The organism is Levilactobacillus andaensis (genome assembly GCF_016861695.1).
Taxonomy (GTDB): Bacteria; Bacillota; Bacilli; order Lactobacillales; family Lactobacillaceae; genus Levilactobacillus; species Levilactobacillus andaensis.
Window position 1 is genome coordinate 243788 of sequence record NZ_BOLP01000004.1, and the last position, 13139, is coordinate 256926.

At 50.0% G+C, this 13139-nt stretch carries 14 protein-coding genes; 2 read left to right on the forward strand and 12 right to left on the reverse strand.

Going from position 1 to position 13139, the window contains the following annotated elements:
• Positions 1-13: 13 nt before the first annotated feature.
• The 7 genes from JUF10_RS03730 to JUF10_RS03760 all read right to left on the reverse strand — a co-directional run bounded on the left by JUF10_RS03730 (position 14) and on the right by JUF10_RS03760 (position 4840).
• Positions 14-421, reverse strand: a complete 408-nt coding sequence (locus JUF10_RS03730) for a hypothetical protein (protein ID WP_203640873.1) — start codon at positions 419-421, stop codon at positions 14-16.
• A gap of 125 nt (positions 422-546) precedes the next feature.
• Positions 547-1065, reverse strand: coding sequence for a GNAT family N-acetyltransferase (locus tag JUF10_RS03735; protein WP_203640874.1), 519 nt, complete (start codon positions 1063-1065; stop codon positions 547-549).
• A 15-nt stretch (positions 1066-1080) separates the two neighbouring features.
• Complete coding sequence (locus tag JUF10_RS03740) at positions 1081-1533, reverse strand: MarR family winged helix-turn-helix transcriptional regulator (protein WP_203640875.1); 453 nt, start codon at positions 1531-1533, stop codon at positions 1081-1083.
• A gap of 520 nt (positions 1534-2053) precedes the next feature.
• Positions 2054-2590 (reverse strand): GNAT family N-acetyltransferase, encoded by a 537-nt coding sequence (locus JUF10_RS03745; RefSeq protein WP_203641087.1) that lies wholly within the window; start codon positions 2588-2590, stop codon positions 2054-2056.
• A 259-nt stretch (positions 2591-2849) separates the two neighbouring features.
• A complete protein-coding gene (locus JUF10_RS03750) occupies positions 2850-3605 on the reverse strand; it encodes a DUF1003 domain-containing protein (protein ID WP_203640876.1) in 756 nt (251 codons plus the stop codon).
• Positions 3606-3610: 5 nt separating this feature from the next.
• Complete coding sequence (locus tag JUF10_RS03755) at positions 3611-4498, reverse strand: RluA family pseudouridine synthase (RefSeq protein WP_203640877.1); 888 nt, start codon at positions 4496-4498, stop codon at positions 3611-3613.
• A 24-nt stretch (positions 4499-4522) separates the two neighbouring features.
• Positions 4523-4840, reverse strand: coding sequence for a biotin/lipoyl attachment domain-containing protein (locus tag JUF10_RS03760; protein WP_048735369.1), 318 nt, complete (start codon positions 4838-4840; stop codon positions 4523-4525).
• Between the two features lie 230 nt (positions 4841-5070).
• Here JUF10_RS03760 and JUF10_RS03765 point away from each other — a divergent pair, with 230 nt between their 5' ends.
• On the forward strand, positions 5071-5295 hold the full coding sequence (locus JUF10_RS03765; RefSeq protein ID WP_203640878.1) for a hypothetical protein: 225 nt from the start codon (positions 5071-5073) through the stop codon (positions 5293-5295).
• 205 nt (positions 5296-5500) lie between these two features.
• Positions 5501-5686 (forward strand): hypothetical protein, encoded by a 186-nt coding sequence (locus JUF10_RS03770; protein WP_203640879.1) that lies wholly within the window; start codon positions 5501-5503, stop codon positions 5684-5686.
• 75 nt (positions 5687-5761) lie between these two features.
• Here JUF10_RS03770 and JUF10_RS03775 read toward each other — a convergent pair whose 3' ends face one another.
• The 5 genes from JUF10_RS03775 to JUF10_RS03795 all read right to left on the reverse strand — a co-directional run bounded on the left by JUF10_RS03775 (position 5762) and on the right by JUF10_RS03795 (position 12763).
• Positions 5762-7165 carry a sugar porter family MFS transporter gene (locus JUF10_RS03775; protein ID WP_203640880.1) on the reverse strand — a complete coding sequence of 468 codons (1404 nt, stop codon included), beginning with the start codon at positions 7163-7165 and terminating at the stop codon, positions 5762-5764.
• Positions 7166-7493: 328 nt separating this feature from the next.
• The gene (locus JUF10_RS03780) at positions 7494-8057 is read right to left on the reverse strand and encodes a sugar O-acetyltransferase (RefSeq protein ID WP_203640881.1); all 564 of its coding nucleotides are present in this window, start codon (positions 8055-8057) and stop codon (positions 7494-7496) included.
• Between the two features lie 546 nt (positions 8058-8603).
• On the reverse strand, positions 8604-10028 hold the full coding sequence (gene araA, locus JUF10_RS03785) for an L-arabinose isomerase (RefSeq protein ID WP_203640882.1): 1425 nt from the start codon (positions 10026-10028) through the stop codon (positions 8604-8606).
• Between the two features lie 375 nt (positions 10029-10403).
• Entirely contained in the window at positions 10404-11135 is a 732-nt protein-coding gene (locus JUF10_RS03790; protein ID WP_203640883.1) for an L-ribulose-5-phosphate 4-epimerase, read from the reverse strand.
• A 23-nt stretch (positions 11136-11158) separates the two neighbouring features.
• Positions 11159-12763: a xylulokinase gene (locus tag JUF10_RS03795; protein ID WP_203640884.1), complete on the reverse strand. Its 1605-nt coding sequence runs from the start codon at positions 12761-12763 to the stop codon at positions 11159-11161.
• Between the last annotated feature and the right edge of the window lie 376 nt (positions 12764-13139).

Below are 13139 nucleotides of genomic sequence, written 5' to 3' on the forward strand. Positions count from 1 at the left end.
CCATTATTCGCGGTTAATCGACCATTCGCCAGCTACCTTCATCCGCTTTGGAAATATCATTCAAAAATTTCAAGACCCGTTTGGCCCGGTTCGGCTGCTGCTCATTTAACACGTTCAGCCCCGCCCCCGTCACCATGGGTGCGCTCAACCGGAAGTTGCCGTCATCGGTTTCCCCGGTCGCAAAGGCCATCACGGTCTCACCAGATTCAATCTGAGTGGTTAAGAAGAACATCGTGAAGTCATCGTCTTCCTGCATGTAGGCGGGCATTGCCCAGATATCCGGCGCAATCTCTTGCATCTCACCGGTCTCAGTCCCATCAAGAAACTTAAATTCCTTGTGGTTGGCTTGGGTCACTGGCGACTTGAGCACCAGCATCATTTTGGCAAATTCGTTGTCGCCTAATTGTATGTCGTCCTTCATCGGTTAATCCTCCTAAATATAGTTCCGTTGTTGAAATGGGCGTCTTAATTTAGACCGCCAATTTCATATTGCAGAAACGTGTGCCAAAGGGCAGCCGCCCCTTGGCACACTCTCGTTAGAAACTATTATACCAGCGTCTTCTCCAAAATTAAATCGCGTTGTGCGTCCGTCCCCAATTGGAAGACGTGGTCACCGACCTGTTGGAAGCCCATCCGCTGATAAAACTTCTGAGCGGGCTCGTTATGTTCCCAAACGCCGAGCCAAATCGTCCGACATCCAAGCTGTTTAGCCGTTGCGACCGCGTCATCGTAAAATTGCCGACCGAGTCCTTGCCGTTTAAACGCTGGCAGGATGTAGATGCGTTCGATTTCCAAAGTAGCTGGCCCCCGGCGTTCCGATTGGCTGGCTCCCCAATTTAACTTCAGGTACCCCGCCACCTGATCATCAACCAGGATAAACTCAAACCGTGTCGTCGGCTGCTGCATCTCCTGGGTCAACTGCGCATCGCTATAAGCTGTATCTAAATATTCTGCCAAGTCTGTCGGTGTGTTGGCTGCGCCGAAGGTATCGGCAAAAGTGGCCCGACTAACTTGCTGTAGCGTCTTCAAATCCGCCAAGGTACACAATTCAATCTTTCCTGTCATTTCAAGTAGCTCCTTCTAATAGTGTCGTTGTTCGCCGTGCTTCACGGCGTCCCAGTTGGCCGCAACGTTTTGATCGACTCGTTGCAGGTACTTAGCCAACTGGTCGGCCTCCACTTCCGAGAATCCTTGTAAGGCAATGCCGTTTGAATAGTCATTCTCTCGCTTGACCAGGGGATAAATCTGTTCACCCTGTGCCGTCACGAATAACCGCTTAATTTTCTTATTCTCGTCATCCGCCCGCTTTTCCAACAGCCCGGCCTGTGTCAATTTCTGCACGGCCCGTGCCGCCGAGGTCCGATCGACCCGCAAGAGTTCCGCGAGCCGTTCCAAAATAATTCCGGGATGTTCGGTCACCCGCGCCAAGTATAAATACTGCCCCTTCGTCAACGCCACCCGCTGAAACTCCCGGTTGGCAATGGCATCCAGCGCCCGCGAGATTCCACCGATGGGTCGCAATATCTCAGCCATTTGTCGATTCCCTCTTTCATGTTAACTAATAGTTTAAAACAATTATGCTGTATTTGCAACAAAAAGTGAATTGGCAACATGGTGCTTCCTTCGCCTTGCCGGCCGCCAGATATGGGCTAGAACGGTGCGGACACGCCTGAGCCCATATCTGGCGACCTCTCGGCTTACATAGTAATTTTTGGGCCACTAGGAAGATAAGCGTAAAAACATTATCTGCCTAACCAGAGAGTTAAGCGCACACGAGACCTACAGCAATCCTCATGGTAGAACACAATCAGAGCCGGAGGATGCCAGGGATGCAGCCAGCCTAGACCATGGGCGTCTTTGAAGACACACAGTCTTAGTGTGGCTTCAAAACGAGCGGGAAGCCCGCTTCCCAGGCTGGAGGCGTTCCCCACAGCAGGCAGAATCCCTGACAGCCGCAGTGCGACAAAGTTTATCCAATCTAAAGTTTCTAAGCGTAATCAAAAAGTGTGCCCAGAACGACGAATCGTTCTAGAGCACACCATTTCAGTTCAGTTTAATTTGCGATGCGGACTGGTTGCCCAATCTCAAGTTGCATGTGGTAGTAATTGTGGTCACCAATCATTTGAGTTCCAGTAACTTCGTAGCCCATGCGCTCGTAAAGCTTCATGGCACCGGGATTCTCGAAGTCGACGTTCAACCCAATGACCGACTGGCGGTCGCGCTGGGCATAAACGGGTAAGGCCCGCAATAGCTGACGACCAATTCCCTTGCCCTGATGATCTGGTGAGACGGCTAACGAATCCAAATACCACTCGCCCGGTGCGGTTTCCGAATCAGCCTCTAACGGTTCATCGAATGCCGCACTCTTGGCGGTTAGCCGGGTAATTACATCTTCCACGATGTCTTCTTTTTCGCCGGGGTAGCCGAACGCAACCCCAACAACTTGGCCATTGGCCTCGGCCACCACCGTGGTTGCCGCACCAGACAAGTAAGTCCGAGTACGGTACGCCGCCGTGATGACCTTCAATAAGTCGGGGCCAGGTACGTCCTCGAGGTCGGTCAATTCCATCTCGTCGTAAATCAAGTTCATCAACGGTGCTATCTGAGGGGCATCCGTTGGTCGAGCTTCACGAATTATCACAAAAAATCCTCCATTTCTAGTACTTTCACTAGAGTAACGGAGGATTGAAAATTTGTCAAAGGATTTGCAGGGTCACCCCCACAACCTTCATCTAGTTGTGCTAAATAACTCGTCTATCGCCGCGCCTATCTTGCGGAAACGTGTCCCGCGGCGCGTTGGCCAAAGACTAGACCAACAACAAATAAAACGCCGGCAGTTATCCAAGTTCTCATTGATGAGGCTCCCTTCGTGACGTCGACTCCGGTGATTTGACATCCCGTAGTTCGGCGAGTTCTTGACGAATTTCACCTAAAATTTCTAACTGAAATCGTTCGATCTCCATGGTATGTGGAACCTGATTCTGCGCCAAGTGATCGACTTTAGCATGTAGCAATCGCAATTCGTGTTCGGCCTTTAAATTCACGTGATAGTCGTTTTCGGCCATCATCCGGTCACGGTCGGCGGAACGGTTCTGGCTCATCATGATGATGGGTGCCTGAATCGCCGCCACACAGCTCAATACTAAATTTAACAGAATGAAGGGATAGTTGTCAAAGTTGACCCCGAATAAGTGGAGTCCATTAACAATCATCCAACCAATCAAGACGAACATGAAGACGAAGATAAAGCCCCAGGATCCACCAAAACGGGCAACATCATCCGAGACCTTTTGCCCAAACGTCAGGCTCTCTTTCAAGCTGTCGTTGACGTCGATGATGTCGTAATCGTCACTCTGCAAGGCCTTCGTTAGCTTATGATTAATTTTTTTCGTTTGCTTGAGATCGGCATTGATCATCGCATCGACGTGATCTAGCCGATATTTTAACAGGTGGTGCCCGCAAATGTAATCGCTCGGCTTACTCTGCGGATAATCGCGCTTAATTCGGTTGCGTAGCCCCACATCCAGCTCGGCCAGCTGAAGGCTGGTCTCAAGCGAAATGGGCTCACCGTCCACCAAACAGCCTAGATGTTCCTCGTCTGCCACTGTGCTCACTCCTCGTTCAAGGTTTGGATCATTGCCTGCCAATCAGCAGGGACGGTACTGGTAAAGCTCCGCTGGTCATGGGTAAAGGGGTCGGCAAACGCCAACGTATGGGCGTGTAAAGCCTGCCGCGTCATCCCGCCAAGTTGCGGACCACCATACAGCTCATCCCCCACCAACGGATGGTCTAAATACGTAAAGTGGGCACGAATCTGATGCGTCCGGCCCGTATGTAACTGGACCTCAACTAGCGTGGCAGTCGACCAGCGCTGTTGAACCCAGTACTCCGTCTTAGCTGGCTTTCCTTCCGGCGAGACCATCTGGTTAAAGCCAGCCGGATCACTCGCCAACGGTTGCTCAATGATGCCATGGTCAGCCTCAAGTTGCCCACTCACCACCGCTAAATAACGTTTCTGGACCTGATGCGCGGCCTGTAACTGATTGGCCAGGCTATTGGCCAAGCGGTGCCGAGCAATCCACACGACCCCACTGGTAAAGCGGTCAAGACGGGTGACGATGTGCGGCACCAGGTTCTCGGCGTCCTCATCCAGCCAGTACCCTTTGACCCGGTTCACCAACGTGTCCGTCCGGTTAGCGGGACCGGGGACCACATTGAGGCCAGCCGGCTTATCCACGATCAACCAGTCGCGATTTTCAAATAAGACGTTCAGTGGTCCATGACTGACAGCGACCGCATCATCCGCAGCCTCCGCTGGCAACGTCACGGCCACCTGATCATTGACCTGCAGGGTGACTGCCGGGGTAACCACGGTGCCGTTGACCCGAATCGTGCCGTCCCGTTTGAGGTCGCTAAAGACCCGGTGACTGACCCCCTGCGTGTTGAGAAATTTTTTAAGGCTTGTTACCGGCTGTGTTACCTGCCAGGTCAATTCCATACCGTCTTGCTCCTTTTCAACCAATTAGTCATCGACCAAATCAACCATCCAGTCGAGATCATCATTTCGATTATTCAGACGCTCCGGATGGGCAACGAGGTCGGTGTTCACGGCAGCAATTCGGCCGGCAAACGGCGAACGCAACGTGAGTTCCTCTTTTTCGCCATGCACGATCACTAACGGTGTTCCCAATTTGACTTGACCACTGGTCTTTTGCCACGTAATCTTGGTCACTGGTCCCACCAGTTCACGGCCATCATCCGCAAAACCAATCCGGACGACCCCTTCTGCGTTGGGCGTTAACCATAAGGCATCCGCACTTGCTTCAATTCGATCAATCATGCTCGTCACCCCTATCGTCTATTTTGTTATCTGAATCCTTTCGCTGGTACATATGCTATAACGCCAGCACCAAGTCCGCGACATTCCTTACCGTAATTGTTTTAGTGCCTTACAAACTACTAGGACCTGTCTCTACCCATCATTTTAACATAGGCCCTAAAATCGCGGGAGTCATTTCACCCTTTCCCCTAGCAAATCAGTATAATTAGTTGAATAAAGGGGGAGATTTTATGATGACGGCAAACCTATTAACCGGGTCATTTATTCTAGTGTCGGGGATCGCACTACTCATTTTTCTGTTCGTTAAATTAATTCCAAAAACCAAGCATGACACGGATACAACTGCACTCTTAACCGTTTTCGTCGTGGTCGCCGTGTTCCTAGTGGGCATGGGCGGTTGGGTCAGTCTGATGGGGTTAGGTCACTTCAGTGGCGCCATGGGGTGCTGGCTGTAATTGCACCCAACCCGCAAAAGCTTCACGGCCTAAATTGACCGTGGAGCTTTTAATTTCTCCACACAAATACCTGAACTCAGGACATACAGAAACTTTCCTGCATCTCACTAACCAGCACGATTTCAACTTTTTTCTTAATAAACCATCACAGGTAAGTAAGTTCAATCAATTATCGGTATAATCTAAGGTGTAAGGGGAGATTATCATGACACAAAATTTAACTACCGGGGTATTCATTTTGTTATCTGGACTGGCATTGCTCATTCTGCTGTTCGCCAAGCTTATTCCTAAGACCAAGCACGATACGGACACCAAGGCACTATTGACGGTTTTCGTACTGGTCGGCGTGTTCTTGGTGGCAATGGGCGGCTGGATCACTTTGAAGGGTTAACCACTTGATTACATTAGTTTAGGCCATAAAAAAGCTCGACGACCGCGGCCGTCAAGCTTTTTTGTTGACTCATGATTAATGCTCACGCGATTCAGAAGTCTCGTAGACCTTCTTCGTTTGCGTGCCTTGTTGTTCGATTTCTTCCAGCGTCCGCCCCTTCGTTTCTGGAACGAATAAGCGAATGAAGGCAACCCCTAGCAGACAGATGATTCCAAAGATTGCGAACACGGCGTCTTGAGACATCGACTGCGTCATGATTGGGAACAGCAAGCCCACGGCAAACGACCCGATCCAGTTGAAGGATGAGGCTAATCCTGAAGCCCGCCCCCGAACAGCTAATGGGAAGACTTCCCCAATCAGTACCCAGGTCAGCGGTGCCCACGTGAAGGAATAAAAGGCTACGTAGATTGATAAGAACAGGACAATCAACATTGGATTTTTGTTCAAGTTAACCACGTTTAGAATGGCTGGCAGGATGAAGGATAACCCCATGACCACACCACCCAACGTTAACAGCGTCCGCCGGTTAAATTTATCGGCAATCACCAAGAAGACCAGTGACCCAATGACTAAAATAATTCCTTGAATAATTGGCCACATCAGGGCTGAACTAGCTGCCCCACCGGTAGCTTGTTGCACGATCAGTGGAATGTAGTAAAAGATGGCGTTGGCGCCTTGGAACTGTTGGAACGCCGCCACACCAACCCCGGCGATGACTAAGTAACGATACTTACTTGAGAACAAGGTTGCCCAAGTCGTATTCTGGGCGACAGTGGCTTCATCCGTAGCGGCCGTCTGAATATCGGCTAATTCATCGTCGATCTCATCGGCTGGTCGAATAAAGCTCAACACCTGTTTGGCACCCGCCAAGTCCCCGTTTTTAACCAGGAACCGCGGCGATTCTGGCAACCGCAGGACACCGGCAAATAAAATGATGGCTGGTACCGCTGCAGAGCCTAACATCAACCGCCAAGTGAAGAGTTCTGGCAGTCCCTTTAACAAATAGTCGACCACGTAGGAAATCAGCATCCCGGACACAATCATCGTCTGGTTAATCCCGGTCAACCGGCCCCGTAATCGGGCTGGCGACATTTCCGACATGTAGGCCGGCACGAGCGCCGATGACGCCCCAACGGCCAGTCCCAAGAAGATGCGGACCGCAATCAGGTAGATCGACCCCTGATTAGGCGCTAAACCGGATAGTAAGGAGCCCAAGGCAAAGATCAACGCTGAAATCAAAATCATCTTGCGGCGGCCCAGCTTATCGGACAACTGCCCGGAAATGGCTCCACCAAAGATGGCCCCGAACATCACGGCCGACGTAATCCAGCCGATCACCCCGGCGTTCGTTAACGCCCAATCGTGTTCCAGAAATGGCAGTGCCCCGGTCATGACCCCAATGTCATACCCGAACAGAATGCCACCAAAGGACCCAAAAAAGTAAATGAAACCGCTTGAAATTTTCTTCGTGCTTGTCAAAATGTTCCCTCCCAATGTCTCTTGCTCTCTCTGTCGACACACGCCTATCCCTGCCGAGTAAATAGGTGTGATAACTAACGCTCTCTCTTACCATGATTGTGATATCGGTAATTATAGCTTTCAAGTAAACCGTTTTCACAAACGTAATAATGTTATTTTAGACTATTTATACGGATAAATCAACCATTTATTGTTTCATTCGTATTACTTTTCTAAAACGTTTTCTTTGTTTTGATAATTATATGTAAGCGTATTCTTTTATAAACGGTTAATAAAAAGCACAACCTCCGTATCAGCATCTACGAAGATTGTGCTTTTTAACACAAAACTACTTTAAATTCTTAATGACGCGCGCTGGATTGCCACCTAAAACGACGTTATCACCAGAAGACTTGGTCACCACGGCCCCAGCGGCAACGATGACGTTATTCCCAATCGTCACACCCGGACAAATGATGGCTCCGCCACCGACCCAGACGTCATCGCCTAGAGTGACCGGTTTGCCAATCCCCATGGCCCCATTTCGCCGCAGTTTGGGGTCAGCCGGATGATTGACCGAATAGATCTGCACCTTGGGCCCTAGCAGACAATGCTTGCCAATTCGGATGGGCGCCACGTCCAGCATGACACAGTCGTAGTTGGCGAAAAAGTCCTCGCCAACGTAGATGTTGTACCCATAGTCACAACGGAAGGTCGCGTGGACTTCAACGTCCTCACCAGTCGCACCAAACATCTCCTTGATCAGCTTTTGACTCTGTTCGGGGTGCTTCTCCCCCAGCGCGTTAAAGGCTTCGACCTTGTCGCGGGCAACGCCCCGTTCGGCCACAAGCTCCTCATCGTAAACGTTGAAGAGTTCACCGGTAATCATCTTTTCCTTTTCACTTTTTACCATAATTAATCACTCCATTTCTTGATTGTTTTGTGTACTTGCTGAAATTTGACCGAACTACGGCTACTAGAGATTTCGCCTATTGTGGAGACAATTCAGGTCAGAGAAACACGCTTGCTTGACGGCTGGCTACATCACTGCCCTTTTCTGGCTCTGATTGTTCTTACATTCTCACCCAAATAACGGCTGAAAACTTTATGGCCTCGGCAACTTTAGTTCAGCTGATAACGAATTTACGCTCTTCCTCCCAGTTGACAAAAAACCACTGTGTAAGCCGAGAGGTCGCCAGATATGGGCTCAGGCGCGTCGTTCTGCTTAGTTGACGGCGGGTTTCCGTCGGCTTAGCAGAAGACCAACCTTGTAGACTCGCGGTTTTCGAGGCTTCAAGTTGCGTCCGCACCGTTCCAGCCCATATCTGGCGGCCGGTAAGGCGCAGGAAACACTAGGTTGCCCAATATATTAGCCTAATCTTAACTAGTATTTAGATACTTTCTGTCTAAAAAGTGGCCGCCCGCCAACTGGCGAACGGCCACTCCATTTAAATCAAGCTTACTTGATGAAAGCCTTCGTCATACCAACCATGGTAGCGTAGTCTTCCATTTGTTCTTCGGTCAGGGAGAAGGAAAGCATGGTGTGGTGACCACCACCGGCCTTCATCCATTCCAAGGCGCCGGTCTTCAAACCAACCTTTGGCGTCCAGAGTTGCTTAGCAACTGGCAACTTAGGCGTTTCAGCTTCTGGCTTGTTAGCGTCTACGGCATAGCTGATCATCTTGAAGCCGTCACGGAAGTCCGCAACAGTGACGTCAATGGCGTCACCTTCGGAACCAGTGAAGACCAGACGTGCAGGATCAGCCTTACCACCAATGTCCAATGGGTGAACTTCAACCCGTGGCTTGTCGGAAGCGATTGAAGGGTCGACTTCCAGCATGTGGGAACCGAGGATGGCTTCATGGCCCTTCCGTAGATCCAACGTGTAGTCTTCCATGAAGGCAGTCCGGTCGTTGTGAGACATGATCTTCATGACACGGCCCAAGGCAGCGGTCTTCCAGTCACCTTCGGCACCGAAACCATAACCGTCACGAATCAATAATTGTGCGGCTAAACCAGGGAGTTGTTCCATCCCCCAAAGGTCTTCGAAGTTCGTGGTGAAGGCCGTGTAACCGCCCTTTTCCAAGAAACTCTTGATCCCAAGGTATTGCTTCAATTGAACACGAACAGAGTGCTTGTACTTATCAGCATCGTTGTCGCCTTGAACCATTTCGTAACGGGATTCGAGGTCAGCGTATTCCTTGTCGATGTCAGCGTCAGCAACCTTGCTGATTTCCTCAACCAAGTCACCAATACCGTAGTAGTCAACGGTCCAGCCCATCTTAATCTGAGCTTCAACCTTGTCACCTTCAGTAACGGCAACGTTCCGCATGGTATCGCCAAAGCGGGCAACCTTAACCTTGAAGCTTTCGTTGTAAGCAACAGCAACGTCTTCCCAACGTGCGATTTGTTCCTGCACGTCTTCGTCGCCCCAGTAGCCGTAAACGATCTTGTTGTTCTTTTGCAGACGCGCGTTGATGTAAGCATATTCGCGGTCACCATGAGCACTTTGGTTCAGGTTCATGTAGTCAAAGTCGATGTCGGCGTAAGGAATGTTGTTTAGGTATTGGGTAGCCAAGTGAAGTAATGGCTTCTGCAATAATTCAGTCCCGCGGATCCAGTTCTTAGCTGGGGAGAACGTGTGCATCCAAGTGATCACACCGGCAACCTTGTCGTTGTAGTTAACTTCCTTCATGAAGTTAGTGATACTTTCAGCGGTCGTCATAACATCCTTGAAGACCACCTTGTAAGGTAACTTGCCGCTAGCGTTCAACTTGTCAGCGATGTCTTGGGCATCCTTGGCAACGGACTTCAATTGTTCTTCACCATAAAGATGTTGAGAACCGGTAACAAACCAAAATTCGTAATCTGGTACTGATAACATAAAATGACACTCCTTTGATATATTTTTTATTAGTTATTCGCAATAATTTAAGTAGCCAGCCTGTGCTTTATATAAATACTGATTTATATAGGCGTCATAGGCATGAACTTTGAAACGGCCACCCCACTACCTGACACGCTACCACGTCCAATTCACGCCGAACGCGAAGTAACGTTTCGGGTAGCCGGAGCTAACTAGAGATGGATGCCAGTGTCGGTGCTGTTTGACCGGTGATTTTCCGGTCTTACAGCACGGGACGTCGGCAAGACTCACGAACTTTGTGAGACTTACCGGCGAGGCCGAAGACCGCTCTTAGGCTTCGGCCGTGCCCCACAGGCAGGAATCTCTAGTTAGCGCAGGCGGCAAAACCAAACCCTACTCGCGAGCAGCGTGGTCCTTGGACTTGGCGTTGTTTTGGCCGTAGTAGGCGTTGGCACCATGCTTGCGGAGGTAGTGCTTGTCCAGCAAGTATTGTGGCAACTCACGGTTAGCCCGCGTCAACTGTAAGGTGTGGTAGTCTTCTTCGGCAACCACTTCAAGAACCTTAGCGTTGTAAACGGCTTTGTCAGGAGTTGGGCCCCATGAGAAGGGACCATGTTGGCTAACTAAGGCAGCGGGAACGGCTTCGTAGTCGATGCCGCGTTCGTTAAAGGTCTTCACGATAGTCTTACCCGTGTTGCCTTCGTAGTCTTCTTCGATTTCTTCCTTAGTCAAGGCGTCGGCAGCAGGCACGTCACCATAGAAGGTATCGGCATGCGTCGTGTTCATGGCTGGGATATCCATCTTAGCTGCGGCAAATGAAACGGCCCAAGGTGAGTGGGTGTGAACGATCCCACCAATATTTGGAAAATGGTTGTACAGGTACGTGTGGGTTGGTGTGTCACTTGAGGGGTTTAATTTTCCTTCAACGACCTTACCATCCTTCAGGTTCACAACGACCATATCTTCTGGCTTCAGTTCGTCGTAAGGAACACCAGAAGGCTTGATAACGTACAAGCCCTTTTCACGGTCAACACCGGAGACGTTTCCCCAGGTGAATGAGACCAAGCCAAGCTTTGGTAAGCGCATGTTGGCTTCATAAACTTCTTGTTTTAAATCTTCAAGCATGCTATTTCTCCTTTAAGTCTTAATTAATCGTCCAGCAGGTCAATGGCCTTGCCTTCAACTGGTAAGGCAGCCTTGTAACCGGCGATGAACTCGTTAGAGCCCTTAACACCAGCTGGGTCAGGGTCGACCGTCGTGCTGTCTGGGTTGGCGAAGACCTTGTTGTCCAAGAAGTCTTCCAGCGTTTCATTGGCATCCTTGTCAGCGACGTAGAAACCAAGAACCGCCATCCCCCATGGACCACCTTCGCCGGCATTGCTGGTCACGGTGATTGGGGTGTTCAACGAGTCCGCTAAGACCTGTTGACCAACCTTAGGCGTCCGGAACAGGCCACCCTGGGCAATCAAGGAATCCAAGTGAATGTGTTCCTCGTTAGCCAAGATATCCATACCGATCTTCAGTGGGGCAAAAGCTGCGTACAGCTGTGTCTTCACGAAGTTGGCTAAGGTAAAGTTACTATTTGGCGTCCGGACGAATAGTGGCCGACCAGCCGTCATCTTGGTGATGTTTTCACCAGAGAGGTAACTGTAGTTCAACAGGCCCCCGGCGTTGGCATCACCCTCGGTTGACTTGTTGAAGAGGGCCCCATACAATTCATCGGGCTTCAGGTCAACACCAATCGTTTGGGCAAATTCCTTAAATAGGTTGACCCAAGCGTTGATGTCGGATGAACAGTTGTTGGTATGGACCATGGCAACTGGTAACCCAGTTGGGGTCGTAACCAAATCGATGTCGCGGTGAACGGCCTTCATTGGTTGGTCCAAGACCACCATGGAGAAGGCTGACGTCCCGGCTGAAATGTTCCCGGTCCGTTCGCGAACGGCGTTGGTCCCAACCATCCCGGTTCCAGCGTCTCCTTCAGGCGGTGCCATCACGCTGCCGGCTTCCAAGTTCCCCTTTGGATCGAGTAACTTCGCCCCGTCAGTGGTCAGGCTACCAGCTGGTTGACCAGCAAGGAGTACCTTTGGCAGGATGTCCTTGATGTCCCAGTGATATTGCCGAACAGACTTCACGTCTCTAAATTTCGCTAATAATTTTTCGTTATAATCTTTGGTATCGCTGTCGATTGGGAACATCCCGGAAGCATCCCCAATACCCAGAACCCGTTCGCCGGATAACTTCCAGTGCACGTAGCCGGCCAATGTCGTGAAGAACGTAACGTCCTTGACGTGGTCCTCTTGGTTCAGGATAGCTTGATAGAGATGCGCAATGCTCCACCGTTGCGGAATGTTGAAGTCAAATAACTTCGTCAACTCATCGGCGGCTTGTTCCGTGATGTTATTCCGCCAAGTCCGGAAAGGAACCAGCAATTGGTCCTTGGCATCGAAGGCCATGTACCCATGCATCATGGCACTGACGCCGATTGACCCGACTTTGGTCAACGGCACACCATATTTATCTTGAACTTCCGCAGCCATCGCTTGGTAACTAGCTTGAATCCCGGTCCAAACGTTCTCCAAGGAGTACGTCCAAACACCGTTCTTCAATTCGTTTTCCCAAACATAACTGCCGGAAGCAATCGTTTTAAAGTCAGGAGTGACTAAAACGGCTTTGATCCGCGTTGATCCAAGTTCGATCCCCAGCGAGATGTTACCGCTTTCAACATCCTGAATAGTCTTATCCGCATTCATGCGATAAACCTCCATAGCTCTGTCGGCTAATAAATTCTACTACTCAACGTCTTAAGTGTATAATTTTTATTCGCATAAATCAACAATAAATTATATTTATACGTATTATTTTTAGAAAATTCTTAGATTTCAGGCCGTTGAAACCGAATTCGTTAAAATCATGGGCAGCCGATTCCGTTTTGCCGTGCTTAAAGTAGAACGATTGGGATTCCCTAACGTTTACTCACCTGACCGTTTAATGACTCTTCGGGCTGAATGATAGCGGTATCATCGACTTGTACGGATAAATAAGCTTGGGTGGCTGATAAGCGCTGTAGAGGTGCCCTATGAAGGTCGCAAAATAGCCCTGCGACACCAATTCTGGTTGTTGCAGGGC

Coding starts and splice junctions, on each gene's coding strand:
- JUF10_RS03730 (WP_203640873.1), bottom strand. CDS start 421: ATGAAGGACGACATACAATTAGGCGACAACGAATTTGCCAAAATGATG.
- JUF10_RS03735 (WP_203640874.1), bottom strand. CDS start 1,065: ATGACAGGAAAGATTGAATTGTGTACCTTGGCGGATTTGAAGACGCTA.
- JUF10_RS03740 (WP_203640875.1), bottom strand. CDS start 1,533: ATGGCTGAGATATTGCGACCCATCGGTGGAATCTCGCGGGCGCTGGAT.
- JUF10_RS03745 (WP_203641087.1), bottom strand. CDS start 2,590: ATGAACTTGATTTACGACGAGATGGAATTGACCGACCTCGAGGACGTA.
- JUF10_RS03755 (WP_203640877.1), bottom strand. CDS start 4,498: ATGGAATTGACCTGGCAGGTAACACAGCCGGTAACAAGCCTTAAAAAA.
- JUF10_RS03760 (WP_048735369.1), bottom strand. CDS start 4,840: ATGATTGATCGAATTGAAGCAAGTGCGGATGCCTTATGGTTAACGCCC.
- JUF10_RS03765 (WP_203640878.1), top strand. CDS start 5,071: ATGATGACGGCAAACCTATTAACCGGGTCATTTATTCTAGTGTCGGGG.
- JUF10_RS03770 (WP_203640879.1), top strand. CDS start 5,501: ATGACACAAAATTTAACTACCGGGGTATTCATTTTGTTATCTGGACTG.
- JUF10_RS03780 (WP_203640881.1), bottom strand. CDS start 8,057: ATGGTAAAAAGTGAAAAGGAAAAGATGATTACCGGTGAACTCTTCAAC.
- araA (WP_203640882.1), bottom strand. CDS start 10,028: ATGTTATCAGTACCAGATTACGAATTTTGGTTTGTTACCGGTTCTCAA.
- JUF10_RS03790 (WP_203640883.1), bottom strand. CDS start 11,135: ATGCTTGAAGATTTAAAACAAGAAGTTTATGAAGCCAACATGCGCTTA.
- JUF10_RS03795 (WP_203640884.1), bottom strand. CDS start 12,763: ATGAATGCGGATAAGACTATTCAGGATGTTGAAAGCGGTAACATCTCG.